Origin of the sequence: Planobispora rosea, from assembly GCF_014648175.1 — a bacterium.
GTDB classification, from domain to species: Bacteria; Actinomycetota; Actinomycetes; order Streptosporangiales; family Streptosporangiaceae; genus Planobispora; species Planobispora rosea.
The window spans coordinates 113,232-134,269 of the sequence record NZ_BMQP01000005.1; the positions used below are offsets into that span (position 1 = coordinate 113,232).

The following is a 21,038-nucleotide window of genomic DNA, read 5'->3' on the forward strand; positions in this document are numbered from 1 at the left end:
GGCGGCGCGCCGTACAGACCGAAGATCTTCTGCCGGCCGGGCGGCGCGCCGGTCCGGGTCAGGAATCGTCCTCCAAACGGAAGCCGACCTTCAGTCCGACCTGGAAGTGGGCCACCTCGCCGTCGACGATGTGGCCGCGGACCTCCGTCACCTCGAACCAGTCGAGATGGCGCAGGGTCTGGGAGGCACGCCGGATGCCGTTGCGGATGGCCGCCTCCAGGCCTTCCCCCGACGTGCCGACAATCTCTGTCACCCGATACGTTCGATCCGTCACCTCCCTCCCTTACCCGAAAGCCATGATCATATGACCGTTCGCACCCGGTCGATCCGAGGTCTACGGTGGGAAGAGTGAAGGGATGGCACAGGAGCCCGCAGGTCCATCAGGTCACCGACGCCCGGCCCTCGCTGAGCGAGGACATCGGGCGGCGGGAGAGGAACTACCTGATCAAGATGGGGATCAGGCTGATCTGCCTGGTCCTCGCCTTCACCGTGCCCGCTCCCATGCCCGTGAAGATCCTTCTCTTCGCCGGTGCCATCTTTTTGCCGTACGTTGCCGTGATCGGGGCCAACGCCCCGAGACCCACCCCTCCGGCCGGCTCGGACATGGCCGAACCGGGGCAGAACGAGATCCCACGGCACCGACGCGAGATCGGGTCGTGACTAAGTCTTGACGCATTTCAGGGGGAGGAGGTGTACGCTTTAGCCAAGTGCCCTGGTCCCCCGTCGGGGCACTGGTGCCGGCGTTCCGGGCCCCCGTCGGAACGCCGATGACGCGGCGCCGGGTGGTTTGCCCCCGTAACCACCCGGCGTCGCCCTTTTCCCGGGCCTTCCTCTCACCCGGCCCCTTCCCGGCTTTCCCCTCAGCGCCAAAGCCCTTACTCCCGTTACGCCTCGCCCATCGTCTCGACGCTCGCCCGCTCCCAGTCGCCGGCCATCCTGACCAGCCGCTCCACCGCGTCGGGCGGCGCCGTCCCCGCCCCCTGGGCCAGACCCAGCAGGTAGGCCGTCAGCGGCGCGGCCGGACGGGCCACGCCGTGCGCGACCTCCTTCGTCAGGTCGAGCAGCACGTCCCGGTCGACCCTCTCCGGATCGACGCCCAGTTCCGCGCAGACCAGCGCGGTCCACTCCGCCAGCACGTTCAACTCCCGCTCCTCACATGCTCCAGATCATCCAGCGTGTCGCAATCGAACCACGGTTCCCCGGCGAGGCGGACCTGGACCGGCTCCAGCGGGGCGAGGAGACCGCGCAGCGACCGCCCCTCGTAGGCGGCGAGCGCCTCGGCGAGCACCGCCGTACGCCAGACTCCGGCCAGCCACTGCCGCCGCCCCTCGTCGTCCACGAGCACCGCGCCGCCCGGCCCGTGATGTCCCGGCCCGAGCGCTCCGGCCGCGCCGTCCTCCGAACGGTCCGCACCGCCGCTCGTGCCGTCACCCGCTCCCGCCGCGCCGAACAGCGCCGAGACGTGCTCACCCGTCAGGAGTGGCAGGTCGGCGGCGAGCAGCGCCACCCACGGGGCGGTCACCTCCGTCAGCCCCGCCCGGAGCGCCGGGACCGGCCCGCCGCCCGGCGGGTCCTCCCGCCGGAAGATCGCCCGGCCGAGACCGGGGCGTGGCGGCCCCACCACGATGAGCCGGGACGCGTCGGCCACGGCCGTCGCGACCCGCTCGATCATCGGTATCCCACCGACCACCATGCCGGGTTTGTCCCTCCCGCCGAGCCGGGAGGCCCGCCCGCCGGCGAGGACCAGCGCGTCGTAGCCGTTCATGGTCCCGAGGCTAACCGACGCCGCACGCCGGGGCCGTACGGCGGCTACAGCGGCTACAGCGGCCCTGCGAACGTCTCCTCGGGGGTGCGGGACCAGCCCAGCACCGTCAGCAGGCGCTGCACGTAGGGGGGTGTGTTGCGCAGGTGCGTCCAGCACGGCGACGACTCCCTGGAGGTCACCAGGGCGCGCAGCCCGGAGACGTCGACGAAGGTCACCCGGCCGATGTCGACGACGGCGCCGTCTCCGTCCGCGCCGGCCAGGATCCGGGCCAGCGCGGCGCTGTTGGCCGCGTCGATCTGTCCGCTGACCTGCAGCATACGGCCGGCGGACTGGTCGCACCGGACGACCCGGAGCTGGTGGTCCTGGTAGAGGACCAGCTCCGCGGGCCTGGTGCCGCCGGATCCGGGCAACCTGCCGGCGGGGATCCCCGTCTCTCCGTCCACCGGTGTCACACCCGGTAGGATCCTGACGGGAAAACCGGCGACGGCACGGCGCGGAAGACAGTCGTCATGGCGGATGCGTCACCTCTGACTTCCTCGGTGTGGTGACCGAGCCACCACCCTCCCAACCGTAACCCCGAACCACATTACCTGAAATACTGTTCGCCAAAGATCTCTGAAAGCGTGAACATCACATGTGTTCCCGCTCACAGGATGAACCTTCGAGCAGTGGGCTTCGGGATGAGATCATGAGCAGTTCCGACAGCGGCCGGTCTCCCGCCCGGTGGACGTTCCTCACCAATCACGCCCGGGTGCTGCTGATGGTCGCCCGGGATCCGCAGGTGCGGCTGCGCGACGTGGCCGCCGGAATCGGGATCACCGAGCGGGCCGCCCAGGCGATCGTCTCCGACCTGGAGGAGGCCGGCTATCTCACGCGCACCCGCGTGGGGCGGCGCAACCGCTACAGCGTCGACCCCACCCGGCGGTTCCGGCATCCGGCCGAGGCCGGGGTGCGCATCGAGAGCCTGCTCGACATCTTCACCCACCGGGAGGACACGACGTCGGCCGATCCGGGCCGTGCCCAGCGGGAGCGGCCGGAACGGGCGTGATCCCGGCGGTACGGCGGCGCACGCGGTGCCGCCGGAGCCGTACCGCGGGGATCCGGATCAGCCTCCGATGGCGGACATCGGACGGGACGGCTGCAGGAACGAGGGGTCGTCGATGCCGTGCCCGGCCTTCTTCGTCCGCACCGCCGCCGTCCAGCGCTCGGCGAGCTCGTCGTCGGAGGCCCCCGAGCGCATCGCCGCCCGCAGGTCGGACTCCTCGGTGGCGAACAGGCAGTTGCGGATCTGGCCGTCGGCGGTGAGGCGCACCCGGTCGCACGCGCCGCAGAACGGCCGGGTGACCGAGCCGATCACGCCGACCCGGGCCGGGCCGCCGTCGACGAGGAACAGCTCGGCGGGGGCGCTGCCGCGCTCGACCGGGTCGTCCTCGGTGAGGTCGAAGGACTCCTTCAGCATCGCGAGGATCTCATCGGCTGTGATCATGTTCTCCCGGCGCCAGCCGTGCTGCGCGTCCAGGGGCATCTGCTCGATGAAGCGGAGCTCGTATCCCCGCTCCAGGCAGTAGCGGAGCAGCCCGGCGGCCTCGTGCTCGTTGATCCCGCGCATCAGCACCGCGTTGACCTTGACCGGCCGGAGCCCGGCGGCCTCGGCCGCGGCCAGTCCGGCGAGGACGTCGGCCAGCCGGTCGCGGTGGGCGAGCTTGACGAACGTCTCGCGGTCGAGGGTGTCGAGCGAGACGTTGACGCGGTGCAGGCCGGCCTCGGCGAGCGGGGCGGCCAGCCGGGCCAGCCCGATGCCGTTGGTGGTCAGCGAGACCTGGGGCGCGGGCGTGAGGGCGACCGTGCGGGCGACGATCTCGACGAGCTCGCGGCGGAGCAGCGGCTCGCCGCCGGTGTAGCGGACCTCGGTGATGCCCAGGCGCTCCACCCCGATGGTCACCAGCCGGACGATCTCCTCGGCGGTCAGCAGCTCCGGCTTGGGCAGCCAGTCGAGCCCCTCCGGAGGCATGCAGTACGAGCAGCGCAGATTGCACCGGTCGGTGAGGGACACCCGGAGGTCGGTCGCCACCCGTCCGAACGAGTCCTGCAACACGGGGCGTCGCCTCCATCCGTCACGGCCGAACAGGGAGACAGCCTAGAGCCGCCTCCCTGCCTTGCCCAAACATACGTTCCATCCGCTGACAACAGCCGCTCCGGGCGGATGATTCCTCGGAGGATCGTCCGAATCCGGGCCGTGGGACGTCACCGGACCACTCCGCGCCGGGACCGGCGGCGTGGTGCGGCTACTCCGGACGGCTGAGCGCGGCGGCCGGCACCGGGATGGCGGGGAAGGGGTTGTCCGGCAGCAGGATCACCCGGCGCGCCCGGTCCGGCTGCATGGCGGTGTCCAGGTGCAGCAGCGCCGCGCCGATGCCGGCCGCGCCGACCATGTAACCGGTGTCGGCCGAGACCTCGCCCGGCCGGAGCCGCCGGTAGGCCTGGTACCAGCGCAGCCCCCGGCCGTCGGGGTCGGTCGCGCCGCCGATCAGGTCCTCGGCGAGGGCGCGGGCGAACTCCCGGTACGGCTCCCGCCCGGTCGCCGCCCACAGCCCGACGAACAGCTCCAGCAGCCCGGCGGTACCGCAGCACTGGCAGGCCGTGTTCCAGAGCCCGGCCGTGCGCCGCCGCGGGGCGCCGCTGCGCACGATGCCGTGCGCCAGCCGCTCGGCCCAGTCCAGGTCGCCCGGGTCGCCGGCCACCCGGTACAGCTCGTAGAACATCCGCGCCACCCCGGCCGAGCCGGAGCAGAACCCCAGGTAGTGCAGGCTCCTGGCCTGCGGGACGTGGTGCGGGACGACCGCGCACCGGTCGGTGACGACGCTGACCCCCCGGACGAATCCGGCCCCACGGCGCGCGGCCGCCAGGAAGTGCGGTTCGCCGGTGACGCCGTACAGCCGGGCCAGCAGGAAGGCGGTGCCCGCCGTACCGGGCAGGAACCCCGGGGTGACCGCGTCGGCGGGCAGGTCGAGGCAGTCGCCGAAACGGTGGCCGGGCACGGCCAGCTCGGCGATGCGCTCACCGGCCTCCAGCGCGACCTGCTCGTAGGCGGGCACGCCGAACGCGGCGGCGGCCCGCAGCAGCCCGAGCACGATCCCGCCGTCACCGCGCTGCGCGGGATCCGCCGACCAGCCGAGGCCGCCGCCCACCGCGCGCGCGGAGCGGACGATCCGGTCGGCGGCGGCCAGCGCCTCCGCCTCGAACCTCTCCTCCCCCAGCGCCCATCCCGCCTCGGCGAGCGCGACGACCGTGCCGGTCAGACCGTGGTACAGGGACAGGTCGGCCTGGTCCCGCCAGGTCGCGGCGAGGTAGCGGGCCCCCGCGCGGGCGTCCTCCAGGTACGCCTCATGGCCGGTCGCCGCGGCGAGTTCCAGGAAGAACAGCACGATGCCCGCCGCCCCGGCGTAGAGCGAGGCGGGCTCCGGAGTCACCGCCGACCCGCCGCGGGGGTCGGGGTTGGCGCGCCAGTGCCGCCCGCGCTCGTCGTCGACGGCCGCAGAGCGGACCCAGCGGCCCGCGGCGACGGCGGCGGTCAGGGGCGTCTCAGCGCACTCACCCGGTGAGTGGATCCAGTCCAGGCCCATATCCGAAGTATCCCACACATCTAGTAGGAAAATAGGGTTTTCGCGGAACCGGCACCTCCTCCGAATCCTTCCGCACCGCGCGCCTCCCGGGAATCCGCGCGGTTCACAACAGAGCATGCCCGGCACACGCCCCGACCGGACATGGCCCCGGCGATAGACATCCGACCGGCCCAAGGTCCGCCCTCAACGGCATCTCACCAGTCATGAGGCGGTGGCGTCCCGCATGAGACGGTGACGCGCCACACCGCCGCGGCCCTCGCCCGTATCACCGCACCCCGCGCCCCACCGGCGCTACCGGCGGGTCCCCGTACGGTCCTCGTCCAGGACGCCCCGGTAGACGGCGAGCGTCTCCTCCACGGTCCGGTCCCAGCTCAGCTGTTTCCGGACGAACCGTTCCCCCTCGGCGGCGAGCGACTCCCGCGCCGCCGGATCCTCCATGAGCTCGATCACGGCCCTGGCGATGTCGTCCGAATCGTCTCCGCGGACGAAGCGCGCCGCGGGGCGGGCCGGGTCGCCCAGGAAGATCCGGGAGAAGCCGTGACCGAGGATCGTCGGCTTCCCCATCGCCATCGCCTCGGTCGCCACCAGTCCGAACGGTTCGAAGAGCGAGGGGAAGACGCAGGCGTCGGCCATCTCGTAGTACTCCAGCAGTTCCTCGCCTCCGACCCATCCACCGGAGGTGCGGACGTGCCCGGCCAGCCCCGCCCCGGTGACGATCCGCCACACCCCGTCCTCGTCGCCCTCGCCGACGATCACCAGGCGCAGGCCGGGCACCGCGGCGGTGATCTGCGGCATGGCCGCCAGCAGCGGGTAGATCCCCTTCTGCCTCTCGATCCTGCCGACGAACAGCAGAACCGTGTCACCGGGCCCGATGCCGAGCCGCGCGCGCAGACCGCCGGCCCGCGCCCGCAGCGCCTGTGTGTCCGGCCCGCCCGCGGCGAGCAGCCGCTCGAACGTGCCGCCCAGGCAGACCACCTCGATCGACGAACGGTCCCAGCCGGCGGCGGCGAGCTGGTCGCGCACCTCCGGGGTGGGGACCACGATCCGGCGGGCGACCCGGGCCAGCCACCGCTCGACGGCGGCGAGCAGGCCCTTCGCCCCCGCGGTGCCGTGGCGGCGGTTGACCCCGTACTCGGTGGTGTGCACGTGGAAGACGACGGGGAGCCGGAGCAGGTGGTGGCAGAGCAGCCCGGCGAGGAAGTTGGTCGAGTCGTGCACCGCCACCAGGTCGGGCCGTGCCTTGCGCCCGGTGGAGAGCAGGCGCAGGAAGTACCGCCAGTTGCTGGTCACGACGTTCAGCGTGAGCAGGGCGAAGTCGAGCCTGCGGGTGCGGTTGAGCCGCCGCCGGCGGCTGATCGCGGCGAATATCCGTCCCCGGGGACGGTGGACGGTCACGCCCCCGGCGCGTTCGACGGCCGGCAGGCGGCCGTCGTTGAGCGTGAAGACGCTCAGCCGGTGCCCCTCGGCCATGCGGGGGGCGATCTCCGCGATGTAGCGGCCCAGCCCGGCGGTGACGTTCGGCGGGAACTGGTTGATGATGTGAGCGATCTTCATCGCCGCACCTCCGGTCGGCGGACGCTCGGCGCCTCGGCCCCCGGCCGGTACACCCGGGCGGAGACGACGACCACGGCCGCGATGAGAACGAGATTGCACAGGATGAACGCCACCAGCCCGCCGACCAGGCCCTGCCAGGCGATGAGGGCGGCCTGGCAGGCGAGTACGAGCGGTGTCGCGGCGGCCTGGGCGGCGATGAGCGCCCTGGCTCCCCGCACCCCGTCCATCGACAGGGCCGCCGAGTAGAGGTTGAAGACCGTGTGGACGCCGATGCCCAGGGCCGCCAGGGCCATGAGGCCGAACGAGTACGGATACTCGTCCCGGAGGAGGAGGAAGAACACCGCGCTCGCCGCCAGCGACAGCAGGGCCGCCGCCGCGAAGACGGCCGGGGAGAGCCGCCCGATGCGGCGCAGCGCCGTGGAGGTGTCCGTGACGGCCAGCGTGGGCAGCAGCACCAGGCCGATGCCGTCGGCGAACACCACCCCCAGGAGCCGCTTGGGGAAGTTGTTGTAGATCGAGTAAACGCCGACCTCGGTCTGGCTCGCCCAGTGGTTGAGGAAGATCACATCCACGCCGAAGATCACGGCGCTGAGGCCGCCGAGGACGGTGAGGTAGGCGCCGTGCCGGTACAGCGAACGGGCGAGCGAGCGCGACCAGGAGCGCGGGTCGATCCGGAAGCCGACCGCGGAGACGAGGGCGAAGAGCAGGTTCGTGCCGATCAGCGCCAGCAGGTACCCGTCGACGTTCCTGATGTCCAGCACCAACAGGCAGTAGGCCGAGACGCCCAGGTAGACGAAGGCGATGACGATCTTGAGTCCGGAGGTGAGGCCGTACTTCCGCCGGCCTCGCAGGAAGCTCTCGGTGAGGTGGTTCACCGCCATCGACAGGGCGAGGGCCAGCGCGAGGCAGAGGGTGCGCGGGTCCACTCCGAGCAGCGCGGTCAGCAGGGGGGCGGCCAGCACCCCCGCCAGGGCCAGAGCCGTGCCCAGCACGAGGGTGGACAGCAGGGCCGTCGTGATCAGGGCCCGGTGCTCCTCCGGCCGGGATCGCGGGAGCTCCTGGTACATGACGAAGTGCAGGCTCATCACCATGCCGACGGTGACGATCAGCGCGATCGACAGGACCAGGGTGAAGCGCCCGAACTCGGCGGCGCTGACCCCCCAGGCCACCAGCAGCGTGGTCGAGGCCGAGACGCCGCTGGCGATCGCGTTGACGGCCATCGGGGTCGCGACGGCCCAGCGCCGCCCGCCGGGGCGGAGGGACACGCGGGAGGACGTCCCATCGCCCCGGCGCCGGAGGGTCACCGCGCCGCTCCGGCCCCGGGGGGCCGTCGCGCCGCCTCGGCGTAGGCGGCCAGGGTCTGCTCGGCCGTCCGGAACCAGCTGTAGCGCTCCCGCACGTACGCGGCGCCGCGGGCGGCGAGCCGCGCGGCCTCCGCGGGGTCGTCGAGGCAGCGCGACAACGCGGCGGACAGCTCCTCGGGGCAGTCGCGCGCGCACCGCAGCGCCCCGTCCCCCACGACCTCGGGAGAGTAGCCCGGACCGACGAGCACCGGCCGGGCCAGCGCCATGGCCTCCACCGCCACCAGCCCGAACGGCTCGTACACCGACGGGAAGACGCACACGTCGGCGGCGAGGAAGTGCGCGAAGAGCTCGGCCGGGTCGAGGAACCGGTACTCGGCGACGACGTGCCCGCCGACGCCGGCCTCCTCGATCAGCCGCGCGACGACCGCGTTGTCGTCGGTCTGCGGCAGCTGCGCGCCGATGATCACGACCCGCAGGTCGCCGTACCGCCTCACCAGCCGCGGCACCGCCCGGATCAGGGTGTGCACGCCCTTGTGCGGGGACAGGCGCCCGGCGAAGACCACCAGCCGGCCCTCACCGCCCGGCAGATAGCGGCTCCGTACCCGCGAGGCGACGTGTGCGCGCTCGTCGCCGGGCAGCGCGGCCAGGCGCAGCAGTTCCGGCTCCTCGAAGCCGTGCGGCAGGACCCGCAGCCGCTCCCCCGGCCACCCGCGGGCCGCGAGATCCTCGCGGACGCCCGCACTGGGCACGATGATCAGGTCCGCCAGGCGGGCCTGCGCCGTCTCCACCGCGTCGAGGCAGGCCGCGAGGAGGGAGCGGGCTCCGGACGGGGCGGCGTTGAGCTCCCGGGTGTGCACGTGGAAGACCACCGGCAGGCGGCCGAGCAGGCGGCACAGGATGCCCGCCGGGGCGCCCATCCAGTCGTGCACGGCGACGACCGCCCCGGACCGCCCGGTCCCGGACCTCCCAGCTCCGGACCGCCCGGCCCCGGACTGCTCAGTCCCCGACCGGCCGTGTCCGGACCGCGCCGCCCGGGACCGGCCCGCCTCGGCGCGGAGGATGCGGCCGGCGACGCGCACGTTGAAGGCGAGCAACCCGGCGATCTTGGCCGCCCGCCGGAGCACCTGCGGCGTGCGTGAGTTCCTCGCGTGGTCGCTGCTCGCCGTCGCCAGCCGGTGCAGCGTGACGTCGCCCCGGCGTTCGATCCGGGGCGAGCGGCCCCGGCGGGCCGTGCCGTACACCGTGACGGGGACTCCGCCGCCGCGCAGGGCGTCCATCATCCGCTCGGCGTACCGGCCGAGCCCGCCCACGACGTCGGGAGGGATCTCCGAGCAGACGACGTGGACCCGGCCGGGCAGCCCGGGACCGGGGATCAGCTCGTCCATCGCAGATACGCCCTCCGGGTGAACTCCAGATCGTCGGGGGTGTTGATGCCGCGGGCCTCGTCGGGGTCGGCGACCGGCACCACCGTGGTCCGCCAGCCGAGCTTCCGCGACAGGTACGGCAGGAACGGCAGGAAGTTGACCTCTCCGGTGACCGTCCCGGTGCGGGCCGCGGCCAGGTAGCGCGGCCAGGCCCGGGGCAGCCCGTCCACGCTGAGGCAGAAGACGCCGACGTCGCTGAGCCCGCCGGGGCGGCACTCCTCCCCCTCCCTGGACATGCGCACCCGCAGCAGGGTCGAGGAGTCCGCGTCGTATTCGTACTCGACGTAGGGATCGGCCATCGCGACCAGCGGGAGGGTGAGCCCCCGGCCGCCCCCGGCGACGCTCTCCCGGTGGGCCCGCACCACCTCGCCGACCGTCCGCGAGGACAGGTTCGCCTGGTCGCCCCAGACGACCAGGATCGCGTCGTGGCCCGCCCAGTACGGCACGGCGGCCCCGAAGACGGCGTCGCCCATGCCCGTCGGCTCCTCCTGGACGCTGACGGAGACCTCTCCCCGCCCGATCGCCTCGGCGGCCAGCCGCTGGAAGGGAGCCTTCCCCGCCGGAGAGAGCACCACGTGGACGTGCTCCACCCACGGCGCGAGGCGGCGGCGCAGCAGGTCCCACACCGTGACGCCGTCGGCTATCTCCAGCATGATCTTCGGGACGCCGAGGCCGAGCCTGGAGCCCTGTCCCGCCGCGGGGATCACCGCGCAGACACGTTCGTCACCCAACGGGGTTCCCCTCCATGTCCAGAGCCTCCGTGTCCAGAGCCTCCGTGTTCAGAGCCTTCACGCCCGGGGCCTTCACGCCCGGGGCCTCCGTGTCGTCCGGCCCGGCCGCCTCGTCGATCCCGCCGGCTTCGAGGAGGGAGACGATCTCTTCCAGATCCCGTACCGGCACCGCCCCGGCCGCCGGAGCACCCCCGTGCACCTGGAGCGTGAGCAGGCCCGCACCGACGGCGGAGGCCACCCCGTGGGAGGAGTCCTCCAGCACGACGGCGCGGGCGGGGTCGACGGCCCAGGTCCGGCACGCCTGCCGGTAGAAGCCCGGGTCGGGTTTGCTGCACGACACGTCGTCGGCGGTCAGCACGCCGCGGAAGTATCCGGTCAGCGCGCAGGCGTCCAGGACGCGGGTGACCGAGTCGCGGCTTCCACTGGTGACGAGGTAGGCCGCGCACCCCCGGTCGGCCAGGAGCGCCAGCAGCCGGTGCGCCCCGGGCAGGACCGCCACCGCCCCGCCCCGGACGTAGGCCCGGTACAGCTGCTGTTTGCGCCCGGCCACCCGCTCGACGAGAGCCGGGTCCACTCCCAGGTCCTCCACCACCTGCCGGGTGCTCGCCCCGGTGTGGGCGCCGTAGTCGAAGGAGCCGAGCGACCCGGGGGAGATCTCGGCGAGCGCGGCGCGGAAGGCGGCCTCGTGGGCGGGGGCGGAGTCGACGAGGGTGCCGTCCAGGTCGCACAACCAGGCACGCCGCCCGGCGAGCGCCGCGGCCGTGCGGCGGGTGAGCGGGCTCATCCGGCGCCCAGCAGGGAGGTCTCACCGACGATGCGGGCCAGCGCGGCCACCGTGCGGTCTCCGGAGTGCGCGCCGGGCCGCCGCGGATCCTCCAGGTCGGCCGTCACCCATCGCGCGCCCGTCCCGGAGCCGTCCCCGGGGTCCCCGGGGTCCCCGGGGTCTTCGGAATCCGCGGTCGCGACCGGTCCCGCCCCCGCGGGTCCGCCGTGGCACAGGACGTGGGTGACCGTGCGCCGCTCGTTGCGGGGGTCGCCGAGGTAGTGCAGGGTGCGGCCGACCAGGGCGCGGGCGTCGAGTCCCTGGACGTCGTGGTCGTCCTTGATGTTGACGACGAACACCTTGGCGACGGCGCGGGCGGCGGCGATCGCGTCGGCGACTCCGGGGGTGAGGTAGCTCGGCAGCAACGACGAGTGCGGCGTGCCGGGTCCGTACACGATCAGGTCGGCGTGCATGATGGCGTCCCTGGCCTCCGGGTTGAGGGAGATCTCGGCTCCGCCGCGGGCCAGTGCGCGCCGCCGGTGCTCGTCGGGGAGCGCTTCGAGTACGGCCCGCCGCTGCGGGGTGAGCGGCCTGTCGAGGAGGAACAGGTCGGAGATGGCGACCGCGTCCTGCGGGGCGACGATGTCGGCCTCGTCCGCCAGGATCCGGCCGTCCTTCTTGAGCGCCACCAGGAAGGCGTTCTCCCCGCCCGTCACGTTGACGAGCCGTACCGGTGACTCGAACACCTCGGCGCAGGAACGGACCGCGGCGTTGAAGTCCCGGCCCAACCGCAGGTACGCCCCCGCGAACACGAGGTTGCCGAGGGCGCAGTCCCCCAGTTCGAGCCCGGGCCGGGCGTCGAGCGCGCCCGTCAGGACGGAGAGGTCGCGCACCACCGCGGCCCTCGCACGGGGCGGCAGCATCCCGTACACCTTCCCGCGGGCCAGCCCGTCCACGAGGTCGTCGAGATCCCTCCGGGTGGCCCGGACGGGCAACCGGTGATCGAGCACGCCCTTCAGCGCCGCGTGACGCGGATCGTCTCCGTGCAGGTGCAGCAGGAGGTTCTTGCGGAAGTCCGAGGGGCCGAGCATTTCCGGCAGGTAGCGGCGGAGCGCCCCGGTGGACTGCCCGTTGTCGTATCCGTTGATCACCACGGACAGGTCGACGTCCGGCACGCGCAGGAGGCTGCGGGCGATGCCGGCCCCGCCTCGCCCCCCGCTGAACAGGACCACCGACGCCCGGCCGAGATGCGGCGTGGTCATCGGACCTCCAGAGGCGGGCGGGCGGGCTCGCCTGAGGCGGCGGGCGGGGCCGGGGACCGCAGCACACCCAGGCGGAGCAGCCAGCGCCGGTATCCGAGATACCCCACGAACAGGGCCCGGTCGCGCGCCCCTCGCAGGAACCGCCATCCCCGGCTGCCGCCGCCGCGCTCCCGGTGTTCGATCGGGATCTCGATCCAGTCGTGGCCGACCTCGACGACCCGGGCGGTGATCTCGGTCGAGCAGTTCATCCCGCCGGATTCCAGCGGCAGGGCGCGGAAGAGCGGGCCGTACACCACCTTGAAGATCGAGTTGAAGTCGCGGTACCGGGTGCGGTGGAGCAGGTTTCCGACGGCGCCGCTGAGCGCCGACCCCCATCGGTACGGCAGGCCGTCCGCCTTGCGGATCCTGGCCCCGGAGAAGGCCGGCCCCTCGCCGCCGCGGATGCGGTCGAGGAACCCGTCCAGATTGGCGATGGGGAACTGGCCGTCGGAGTCGAGCAGCACGACCCAGTCCAGGCGGGTGGCGGCGATCGCGGCGGCGATCGCGGCGCCCGCGCCGCGGTTGCGCTCGAAACCCACCACGACGAGCCCGGGACACTCCTGGCTCAGTTCCTCCAGGATCTCCCGGGTGGCGTCGGTGCTGCCGTCGTCGCAGACGACGATCTCCCACTCACCGATCGCCGGGTGCCCCTCCAGGTACTTCCGCCACTCCCCCACCGCCGCCGCGATGTTCTCGGCCTCGTTGAAGGCGGGCGCCGCGACCGAGAGAGCGACCGTCCGGGAGACGGCCGGGACTTCCGGCATGTGCTCGTCTCCCCCGGTCACTTCGGGCCGCCGACCGGTGCGACGCCGAGCAGACGATCGATCCAGCGATCTAATGGGAGCGCTCCCAAAGCGATGATGACGGGGATGTGCACCAGGGTGAACAGGACGGTCGCCCCGTAGGAGATCGGCCCGCCCGTGAAAATCGAGATGTGCGGCGCGTCGATGACCGCGGGCAGCTCGACCGGGTTGACCAGGAACCACATCAGGTCGAGGAAGCCGGAGAACACGATGACGATGCCGTTCACCGCGATCTTCAGGCAGCTGCCCGGGCTCCCTCCCCCCAGCCGGTAGGCGGCCGCGACGGTGAGCACGATCCCGGGGTAGAGGAGCAGGTAGACATGGGTGTAGAAGCTGTCGCCCTCGGCGCGCGCGACGTCCCCGTAGTAGAAGTAGCTGATCCGCGGGATCACATATCCGGTGAAGAAGACGAAGGGGACGTACAGCAGCCAGTGGAGACGCGGGAACGACCACGGGAAGAAGGCGATCGCCGCGCACAGGCAGGCGAACGCGACCAGCTTGACGCCGAGTTCCCACACCGCCTCTATCTCTCTGCCGTGCGGTGTGGCCAGCCAGACGAACGCGGCTCCGGCGCCGCCGACGGCCAGGGCGATCCACCACAGGTGCCGCGCCCACACCCGTTCCGATCTCAGGACGGGGCTCTCAGAACGCCGCGGATGTCCGGTGACCGGAGCGCCGTCGTCGAGGAGTCCGGAGGGTTCCGGAGTTCCCCTCACTACTTTCATGGCTTCAGCACCTTTCTTCCGCCGCCGACGCTCTGACACCCGTCCGGATCCGGCACGCGGGCACCTGCCGGGGCCCGATGGAAGACCATGTCCGTGGTTTCGGCGGCTGGGGTGCCGGGTGAGGCGGGGGCGGGGGATGTTCGGCGTCGGGCCCTCTCGGGAAGGGCCCAGGTGGGGAGTGGGATACGAGGGAGTACGGGACGATCACATGCCTCACCCGCACCCCCGCGAGAAAGTTGCCGCAAAGGATCATAGTACTTTCAGCAACTTTCAGAAAGGTCTATCAATCCACAATGCTGCTGGAATGTATCTTTCCGCAACTCCACAATGATGTCTGCTGATTTGGGGCGACTCCCCCAAATCAGGGTGACCCTCCCGGATGAGGGCGGAAGGATGCCGCGGCGGGACGCGGGCACCGCCCGGCGGCTTGCGGACCGTGCCGCGGGGTGAAGGGCCTGGACCGCTCCACAGGGGATCACGATAAGTTGACGGCCATGACAACGCGTATCGCTGACATCGCGGCCCACTCCGGGGTCAGCGAGGCAACCGTGAGCCGTGTCCTGAACGGTAAACCCGGTGTCTCGCCGGCCAGCCGCCAGGCCGTTCTCAGCGCCCTCGACGTGCTCGGCTACGAGCGCCCCGCCCGGCTCCGCCAGCAGCGGGCCGGGCTCGTCGGCCTGATCGTGCCCGAGCTCTCCAACCCCATCTTCCCGGCGTTCACGGGGATCATCGAGGGCGCGCTGGCGATGCGCGGTTACACCGCCGTGTTGTGCACCCAGGCACCCGGGGGCATGCGCGAAGACGACTACATCGAACTGCTGATGGAGCGGGGGGTGAGCGGGATCATCTTCGTCAGCGGCCTGCACGCCGACTCCACAGCCGACCGGACCCGCTACGTCCGGCTCCTCGAGAGCAGGCTGCCGATCGTCATGATCAACGGCTACCGCGCGGACATCGAGGCGCCGCACATCTCCAACGACGACGTGACGGCGATGGAGATGGCCGTCGACCACCTGGCGGCGCTGGGCCACCGGCGCATCGGTCTGGCCGTCGGCCAGGACCGCTTCGTGCCCTCGATCCGCAAGACGGAGGGGTTCCGCCGCGGCCTCTCCCGGCACTTCGGCGACGACGTCCCCGACGAGCTGATCGTGAACACGCTGTTCACGATCGAGGGAGGTCAGGCGGCGGCCCAGCTGCTGCTGGAGCAGGGATGCACCGCCATCTGCTGCGGCAGCGACGTCATGGCGATCGGCGTGATCCGGGCCGTCCGCCAGCGCGGGCTCCGCGTCCCCCAGGACATCTCCGTGGTCGGCTTCGACGACTCGTTGTTCACCGCGTACCTCGACCCGCCCCTCACCACGATCCGGCAGCCCGTACGCGAGATGAGCCTCGCCGCGGTCGGCGCCCTGCTGGACGAGATCGGCGGCACCCCGAGCCCCCGCACCGAACTGCTCCACCGTCCCGAGCTCGTCGTGCGCAGCAGCACGGCCCCGGCTCCGGCTCCGCCTCCGGCCCCGGCGTCCCTGCCCACGGTGGCCACGGCCTGACCGGGTCCGCGCGGCGCCCGTACGGCCGTCCGTACGGCATCCTGCGGCGTCCCCGGCCGGGCCGCGGCCGCATCCGCCGAGAGGCCCGACTCCCCGACGGGGGTCAGCCGTCTCCCGGGGTGACGAGGGGGACCATGGTGCGGTCGCCGAAGTCGGTCATGAAGGCGAGCGGTCTCACCGAGGCGCCGACGAACGCGGCCAGCGCCGGTCTGCCCGCGGCCCTGGCCAGACCGGGCCCCAGCGCGGCCATCATCGCGGTGAGCGCGGGCAGCGGCCGGATCCACACGGTGACCTCCTCGATCAGGCCGTCATCGCCGAGGCGGACCAGGGCGGACTCCTCCAGCTCGTGGCGGCCGAGGCGGGCGGTGGCGGCGAGCATGCGGGTGCGGTCGTCGCCGACGTCGGTGTGGTAGCGCAGGTCCCGCAGTGCGTCGAGGGCGACGCCGAAAAGCCGGCGGACCTGGGCGTGCCCGGCGAAGCCGGCCCTGGCGCTGAGCGGAGAGCGGAAGACGACCGCGGGGGCGAGCGTGGACATCAGCGCGTCGATGTCCTTCGTCTCGCCGGCCTCGCGGTAGCGCCGGGTGGTGGCGTTCATCGGGCCTCCAGTGAGTCCTGAAAGTGAACTTTATAGGGTTCACTTTATCAACTGACTATCCTGGGGTCATGAACAGGTTCGGGGAGATGCACTGCTCGATCGCGCAGGCCGTCGGCGTGGTCGCCGAGCCGTGGACGCCGCTGATCCTGCGGGATCTGTTCCTCGGGCTGCGCCGCTTCGACCAGCTGAGCGAGGATCTCGGGATCTCGCGGAACCTGCTCACCCAGCGCCTGGACCGCCTGCAGGCGGCGGGGGTGGTGGAGAAGGTGGCCTACCGGGAACGGCCGGTCCGCTACGAATACCACCTGACCGAGGCGGGACGTGACGTCGTACCCGCGCTGATCACGCTGATGGCCTGGGGCGACCGGTGGTCCACGCCGCCCGGCGGGCCGCCCGCCCTGCTGATCCACTCCTGCGGCGAGCAGTTCACTCCCGTGGTGACGTGCCCGCACTGCGGCGGCCCCGCCGACGCGGACACGATCACGATGGTCGGAGGCCCCGGCGCCGCCCAGGGGCCGGGGACGATGGTTCTGGCCAGACCCGGCTGACGCCCGCGCCGGGGCCGTACGCCATGACCCGGAGACCGGTCATCGCGCAGGGAAGGTCGCCCTGATCGGGGATGCCCGCCGCTTCGCTTGCCGTACTGGCAAATTATTTTGCCAGCGTTTCCGGCCGGCTGCATCGTGGACCAGTGCAAGGGAGTCCTCGGAAGAGGCGTACGACGTGATCGTGGTGCGCGGCCGGGGCCTCCACAGACCTGGTACGGCGCGAGCCGCTGCGGACGGAGTTCACGGTGAAGTCGATTATCGCCGGCGGAGATGGGCGAACAGCCGGAGAAGAGGTCCCGGCGTCTTCGGCCCGGTGGGCTCTCACCGGACTGTCGCTGTCCATGTTGTTGTCCTCACTCGGCACCAGCATCGCCAACGTCGCGCTGCCGACGCTGGCGCAGGCGTTCACCGCCTCCTTCCAGGAGGTCCAGTGGGTCGTCCTCGCCTATCTGCTCACCATCACCACCCTGATCGTCGGCGTCGGACGGCTCGGCGACGTCATCGGCCGCCGGCGACTGCTCCTGGCGGGCATCCTCCTGTTCACGGCAGCCTCGGTCCTGTGCGGCGTCGCGCCCGCGTTCTGGACGCTGATCGCCGCCCGCGCGGCGCAGGGGCTCGGAGCGGCCATCATGATGGCCCTCACCATGGCGTTCGTCGGCGAGATCGTTCCCAAGGCGAAAACCGGCACTGCCATGGGGCTGCTCGGAACGATGTCCGCGATCGGCACCGCTCTCGGCCCGTCGCTCGGCGGCATCCTGATCTCCGGACCCGGCTGGCGGGCGATCTTCCTCATCAACGTGCCGCTGGGCGTCCTGGCCCTCCTTCTCGCCCGCCGTCACCTGCCCGCCGACCGCCGGGCGACGGAGGCCGCCCGGCCCCGCTTCGACATCGCGGGCACGCTGCTGCTCGCGCTGACCCTCGCGGCCTACGCGCTCGCGATGACGATCGGACGCGGCGGCTTCGGCCCGCTCAACCTGGCCCTGCTGCTGGCCGCCGCCGTCGGGACCGGCCTCTTCGTCCTCACCGAGGCGAGAACGGCGTCACCGCTGGTGCGACTGGCGATGTTCCGCAGCCCGGCGCTGAGCGCGAGTCTCGTCATGAGTGCCCTCGTCTCGACGGTGATGATGGCGACGCTGGTCGTCGGGCCGTTCTATCTCTCCCGCACGCTCGGGCTCGGCGCGGCCCTCGTCGGGATCGCCATGTCGGCCGGTCCGATCGTCTCCGCGCTGACCGGCGTGCCGGCCGGTCGCGTCGTGGACCGTCTCGGCACACACTCCACGACCGTCGCCGGGCTCGCCGGTACGGCGGCCGGATCCCTCGCCCTCTCCATGATGCCCGCGGCGTCCGGCGTCGCCGGCTACGTCGTCCCCCTCGTCGTCACCACCGCCGGGTACGCGCTGTTCCAGGCGGCCAACAACACCGCCGTCATGAAAGACGTCCTCCCGGACCGGCGGGGCCTCGTCTCCGGCCTGCTCAACCTGTCGCGCAATCTGGGGCTCGTCACCGGCGCGTCCGTCATGGGCGCCGTGTTCGCGCTCGCGGCGGCGACGACCGACATGACCACGGCCTCCCCCGAGGCCGTCGCCACCGGCATGCGGACCACGTTCGCGGTCGCGGCGGCTCTGATCGTCGTCGCGCTCGCCGTCGCACTCGCCCTCGCGGCCGGAAACCGCGCCCTCGCCCGCCGTTCTCCGCAGACGTGACAGCACCGGGATCCGCGGCCGCACCGCCCGTCACCATGAGCCGAGTGCGCCGCCCCGGCCCGCCTTGCTCGCCAGCAACGGGGAGTGCTTCCGCAGCCGGGTGATCTGCCACCCCAGGTCCGGCGGTGCGCCGGTGCGGCCGGCGGCGCCGTAGTGGGCGGCGAGCAGGTCTTTGACCCCGATGAACAACCACGCCCAGAACACCGGTCGCACCAGGTGCCATTCGAGGTCGGACAGGGCGCGCACCTCGTCATAGCCCCGCAGGACGCCGTCCTGGTACCCGCGCCAGGACAGTGCGAAGTCGGCCACCTGGAAGGTGTGGTGCGTCGCCTCGAAGTCGAGCACGCCGGTCAGCCGCCCGTCGTCGAACAGCAGGTTCCAGGGGGCGAAGTCGCCGTGGATCACGCTGCGGGGGGCATCCGGGACGGGGTTGTCGGCGAACCATCCCACCGCCGCGTCACGGCAGGCCCGCAGCATCCGCCCCTCGGCCGGACAGGCCAGCTCGTGCGCCCGCAGCCAGTGCTCCAGCTCCGGGTCCGCCACCCGCTCCGCGGGACCGGTGAAACCACCCCGCTGGTCGGCGATGCCGGTGTCCGCCGCGGCCTCGTGGAACTCGGCGAGCAACCGGCCGCGGGCGTGCTCCTCGGCCGGCCTGTCCGCATCGGCCGGCCGTACGGACTCGCCGGGCAACCGGTGGAACAGCACCCACACGCCGTCAGGCCCGGCCAGCGGCTCCTCCACCGGTTCGGGAGTCGGCCAGCCCTGCGCCCGCAGCGCCGCCGCGACACGCAACGGGTAACGCCAGTCGGGAAAGGCCGCCGCGCCGAAGTACTTCACCACGCACGCCGCGCCGCCCCGCGTCGCCTCCCATGTGCCGGCCGCCCGGTCGCCCAGCACCCGGCCGGGCGTCAGCCGCCAGCGTGAGCACACCTCGGGATCGATCCCGCGCCCCACCGGCGTCCACGCCCCACCGGCCGCCCCGGCCTCCACCGCGTCAGTCACCCGTCACGCTCCCCGCTTACGGTTCCTCCCCGGTGGTCCCCCGCGGCCTCACCGCCCCTGCTCGGCCGGGACAAGGCCCCGATCATGCCGCAGGATCACAGGCCGATGCCGGAAAACATGCTCAAGCTTATGACCTGACCTCACACTGGCGCGGTGTCCCAAACCGAGCTCAGCGAGATCGAATTCTCCGCCACATCGAGCATCTGGCGCGCACGATCGTCGACACGGCAGCCGGTGAAGGATGGCTCACCCTCGCCGACGTCTCCCGTGAAACCAGCCCTCTTCAGCGAGCAGTGATCGAAACCGCCCGTCACAGGTCTACCCGGTCACTCCGCTGCCGGCCCAAGTGGTCTTGACCCGCCGGGGATGGCTCACCCCCATGACCCTGCCCCCCGCCAGTGCCCGGAGACTGGGGGCGACTCGACCCACCTACCAAACGCTCCCCAGGAATCCTGATGCCTCCGGCAGGAGCACTCCACCCGCGGAATGATCGAACGACTCCGGGCCGTCCCCGCCGAGTCCCTTGCTGGGATGATCCATGAAGAAGCTGCATGTCCCTTCGGAGAAGACGCCCATATGGATCACATGGAGATCACCATCGGTCGGAACGAGCAGTCCGATCATGTTCTGAACAGCCGGAACCCCGGCGAGCAGCAGAGCGAACGGCCCTGAACGAGCCTGGAGGCCGTTCGGGGGCCTACGGAGCGTCAGAAAGCCATGTCGTATGCGGCAGACTCGCCATTGTGACGACGTTCCCAGACCCGGCCGATCTCTATCCCGATGTGGCAGCTAAGGGAAGTCTGGCCGCAGCCCTTCAGGAAGTGGCTGAGGAGCATGGATTCGTACTCGGTGCTGCGGCGGCCGACGACACGCAGCCACTGCTCTATGCCAGCGTTCCCGGCGCGACGCCGCTTCGCGAAGACCTCGGTGTCAGTGCCGGCCGCATCAGTCGATATTGGCTGATCAATGGCTGGGGCCAAGGCACACCTTTGATCTCCGGCCAGACGTGGGAGCTGTCTGAGGTTGCCAAGGTCGCACGGGAGTGGCGAAACGGGACGCCACTACGCGATATTCAACAATCGGCATCCTTCGTCGAACTAACCTATCTGGCCGAGGCCGCCGAGCAGGGGCCGGCGCAACTGGTGTCGGCGCAGTGGGAGTGGGTGCGGCAGGATGCGGAAGAGGCACCATGGCCCGAATACCGCACGCTGGTCGAAGCTGCCTACGCCGAGCCCAGGCTACGGCAGTTGTTTCCGTACGTGAGCCACTGGTTACTGCGATTCTCGACGACCACGGGGGCACCGTTCTCACCCGACGTGGTGTGTCTGCACGTCGGCAAGGGCGGCTACGTCGTCAAGGCGTCTTCGTATGGACCGTCACTAGGGGAAACCGCCAGCCCTGAGGAGGCGGTAGCGCTGGCTGCCAGGCACCTGCCGGCCGACATCGGGCCAGCCGTGGCCGGAGCGTATGGGAAGTAGTGCGCCATTCCACGGCAAAGGTATCGATATCCGACGGTCACGGGTTCGGGCGCTGCGGGGAGTGCGATCACATGAGTTTCGTCCGGCCCCCATCACCTCGCAGAGCAAGACCAAGGCATGTTCAGGGCACATGGCGTCGTGGTCGCGTACGGGGTGGCGAGAAGCGCCGAGA

At 71.9% G+C, this 21,038-nt stretch carries 22 protein-coding genes; 6 read left to right on the plus strand and 16 right to left on the minus strand.

Annotation, left to right across the window (positions count from 1 at the left end; genetic code table 11):
* Positions 1 to 58 precede the first annotated feature (58 nt).
* Positions 59 to 274, minus strand: a complete 216-nt coding sequence (locus IEZ08_RS06675; protein ID WP_068924054.1) for a dodecin — start codon at positions 272 to 274, stop codon at positions 59 to 61.
* A 74-nt stretch (positions 275 to 348) separates the two neighbouring features.
* On the opposite strand from IEZ08_RS06675, the gene IEZ08_RS06680 reads away from it, so the two are divergent.
* The gene (locus IEZ08_RS06680) at positions 349 to 660 is read left to right on the plus strand and encodes a DUF3099 domain-containing protein (protein ID WP_068924055.1); all 312 of its coding nucleotides are present in this window, start codon (positions 349 to 351) and stop codon (positions 658 to 660) included.
* Between the two features lie 224 nt (positions 661 to 884).
* Here IEZ08_RS06680 and IEZ08_RS06685 read toward each other — a convergent pair whose 3' ends face one another.
* The 3 genes from IEZ08_RS06685 to IEZ08_RS06695 are packed head-to-tail and all read right to left on the minus strand — an operon-like array spanning position 885 to position 2,217.
* A complete protein-coding gene (locus IEZ08_RS06685; RefSeq protein WP_307815320.1) occupies positions 885 to 1,136 on the minus strand; it encodes a DUF6457 domain-containing protein in 252 nt (83 codons plus the stop codon).
* Positions 1,137 to 1,138: 2 nt separating this feature from the next.
* Positions 1,139 to 1,765: a molybdenum cofactor guanylyltransferase gene (gene mobA / locus IEZ08_RS06690; protein ID WP_068924057.1), complete on the minus strand. Its 627-nt coding sequence runs from the start codon at positions 1,763 to 1,765 to the stop codon at positions 1,139 to 1,141.
* A 53-nt stretch (positions 1,766 to 1,818) separates the two neighbouring features.
* On the minus strand, positions 1,819 to 2,217 hold the full coding sequence (locus IEZ08_RS06695) for an STAS domain-containing protein (RefSeq protein WP_189241844.1): 399 nt from the start codon (positions 2,215 to 2,217) through the stop codon (positions 1,819 to 1,821).
* 236 nt (positions 2,218 to 2,453) lie between these two features.
* Between IEZ08_RS06695 and IEZ08_RS06700 the strand changes: the two genes are divergently transcribed.
* The gene (locus IEZ08_RS06700; RefSeq protein WP_068924059.1) at positions 2,454 to 2,813 is read left to right on the plus strand and encodes a helix-turn-helix transcriptional regulator; all 360 of its coding nucleotides are present in this window, start codon (positions 2,454 to 2,456) and stop codon (positions 2,811 to 2,813) included.
* A 57-nt stretch (positions 2,814 to 2,870) separates the two neighbouring features.
* Here the strand turns inward: IEZ08_RS06700 and moaA are convergent, their stop codons facing one another.
* From moaA to IEZ08_RS06750, 10 genes are all read right to left on the minus strand, one after another.
* On the minus strand, positions 2,871 to 3,860 hold the full coding sequence (gene moaA / locus IEZ08_RS06705) for a GTP 3',8-cyclase MoaA (protein ID WP_068924060.1): 990 nt from the start codon (positions 3,858 to 3,860) through the stop codon (positions 2,871 to 2,873).
* Between the two features lie 190 nt (positions 3,861 to 4,050).
* Entirely contained in the window at positions 4,051 to 5,388 is a 1,338-nt protein-coding gene (locus IEZ08_RS06710; protein WP_189241845.1) for a lanthionine synthetase LanC family protein, read from the minus strand.
* Positions 5,389 to 5,679: 291 nt separating this feature from the next.
* Positions 5,680 to 6,942, minus strand: a complete 1,263-nt coding sequence (locus tag IEZ08_RS06715; RefSeq protein ID WP_068924062.1) for a glycosyltransferase family 4 protein — start codon at positions 6,940 to 6,942, stop codon at positions 5,680 to 5,682.
* Complete coding sequence (locus IEZ08_RS06720) at positions 6,939 to 8,207, minus strand: lipopolysaccharide biosynthesis protein (protein ID WP_229802957.1); 1,269 nt, start codon at positions 8,205 to 8,207, stop codon at positions 6,939 to 6,941. Before IEZ08_RS06720 ends, IEZ08_RS06715 begins: the two co-directional genes overlap by 4 nt.
* 35 nt (positions 8,208 to 8,242) lie before the next feature.
* Positions 8,243 to 9,631 carry a glycosyltransferase family 4 protein gene (locus tag IEZ08_RS06725; protein WP_068924064.1) on the minus strand — a complete coding sequence of 463 codons (1,389 nt, stop codon included), beginning with the start codon at positions 9,629 to 9,631 and terminating at the stop codon, positions 8,243 to 8,245.
* Complete coding sequence (locus tag IEZ08_RS06730; protein ID WP_068924065.1) at positions 9,619 to 10,401, minus strand: NTP transferase domain-containing protein; 783 nt, start codon at positions 10,399 to 10,401, stop codon at positions 9,619 to 9,621. Before IEZ08_RS06730 ends, IEZ08_RS06725 begins: the two co-directional genes overlap by 13 nt.
* Positions 10,394 to 11,185 carry an HAD family hydrolase gene (locus IEZ08_RS06735; RefSeq protein WP_068924066.1) on the minus strand — a complete coding sequence of 264 codons (792 nt, stop codon included), beginning with the start codon at positions 11,183 to 11,185 and terminating at the stop codon, positions 10,394 to 10,396. Before IEZ08_RS06735 ends, IEZ08_RS06730 begins: the two co-directional genes overlap by 8 nt.
* Positions 11,182 to 12,426 carry a 2-phospho-L-lactate transferase CofD family protein gene (locus tag IEZ08_RS06740; protein ID WP_189241846.1) on the minus strand — a complete coding sequence of 415 codons (1,245 nt, stop codon included), beginning with the start codon at positions 12,424 to 12,426 and terminating at the stop codon, positions 11,182 to 11,184. The genes IEZ08_RS06735 and IEZ08_RS06740 overlap by 4 nt, the downstream gene beginning before the upstream one ends.
* Entirely contained in the window at positions 12,423 to 13,229 is an 807-nt protein-coding gene (locus IEZ08_RS06745) for a glycosyltransferase family 2 protein (RefSeq protein ID WP_068924068.1), read from the minus strand. The genes IEZ08_RS06740 and IEZ08_RS06745 overlap by 4 nt, the downstream gene beginning before the upstream one ends.
* A gap of 17 nt (positions 13,230 to 13,246) precedes the next feature.
* Positions 13,247 to 13,993, minus strand: coding sequence for a hypothetical protein (locus IEZ08_RS06750; RefSeq protein WP_229802958.1), 747 nt, complete (start codon positions 13,991 to 13,993; stop codon positions 13,247 to 13,249).
* 494 nt (positions 13,994 to 14,487) lie between these two features.
* On the opposite strand from IEZ08_RS06750, the gene IEZ08_RS06755 reads away from it, so the two are divergent.
* Entirely contained in the window at positions 14,488 to 15,540 is a 1,053-nt protein-coding gene (locus IEZ08_RS06755; protein WP_068924070.1) for a LacI family DNA-binding transcriptional regulator, read from the plus strand.
* Between the two features lie 103 nt (positions 15,541 to 15,643).
* On the opposite strand, the gene IEZ08_RS06760 is transcribed toward IEZ08_RS06755, so the two are convergent.
* The gene (locus IEZ08_RS06760) at positions 15,644 to 16,135 is read right to left on the minus strand and encodes a nuclear transport factor 2 family protein (protein WP_068924071.1); all 492 of its coding nucleotides are present in this window, start codon (positions 16,133 to 16,135) and stop codon (positions 15,644 to 15,646) included.
* Positions 16,136 to 16,203: 68 nt separating this feature from the next.
* Between IEZ08_RS06760 and IEZ08_RS06765 the strand changes: the two genes are divergently transcribed.
* Complete coding sequence (locus IEZ08_RS06765) at positions 16,204 to 16,683, plus strand: winged helix-turn-helix transcriptional regulator (RefSeq protein WP_068924072.1); 480 nt, start codon at positions 16,204 to 16,206, stop codon at positions 16,681 to 16,683.
* A gap of 341 nt (positions 16,684 to 17,024) precedes the next feature.
* Positions 17,025 to 18,386: an MFS transporter gene (locus IEZ08_RS06770; protein WP_141704097.1), complete on the plus strand. Its 1,362-nt coding sequence runs from the start codon at positions 17,025 to 17,027 to the stop codon at positions 18,384 to 18,386.
* Between the two features lie 30 nt (positions 18,387 to 18,416).
* On the opposite strand, the gene IEZ08_RS06775 is transcribed toward IEZ08_RS06770, so the two are convergent.
* Positions 18,417 to 19,388, minus strand: coding sequence for a phosphotransferase enzyme family protein (locus tag IEZ08_RS06775; RefSeq protein ID WP_141704098.1), 972 nt, complete (start codon positions 19,386 to 19,388; stop codon positions 18,417 to 18,419).
* Positions 19,389 to 20,131: 743 nt separating this feature from the next.
* Between IEZ08_RS06775 and IEZ08_RS06780 the strand changes: the two genes are divergently transcribed.
* The gene (locus IEZ08_RS06780; protein ID WP_189241847.1) at positions 20,132 to 20,866 is read left to right on the plus strand and encodes a DUF6193 family natural product biosynthesis protein; all 735 of its coding nucleotides are present in this window, start codon (positions 20,132 to 20,134) and stop codon (positions 20,864 to 20,866) included.
* Positions 20,867 to 21,038: the final 172 nt, after the last annotated feature.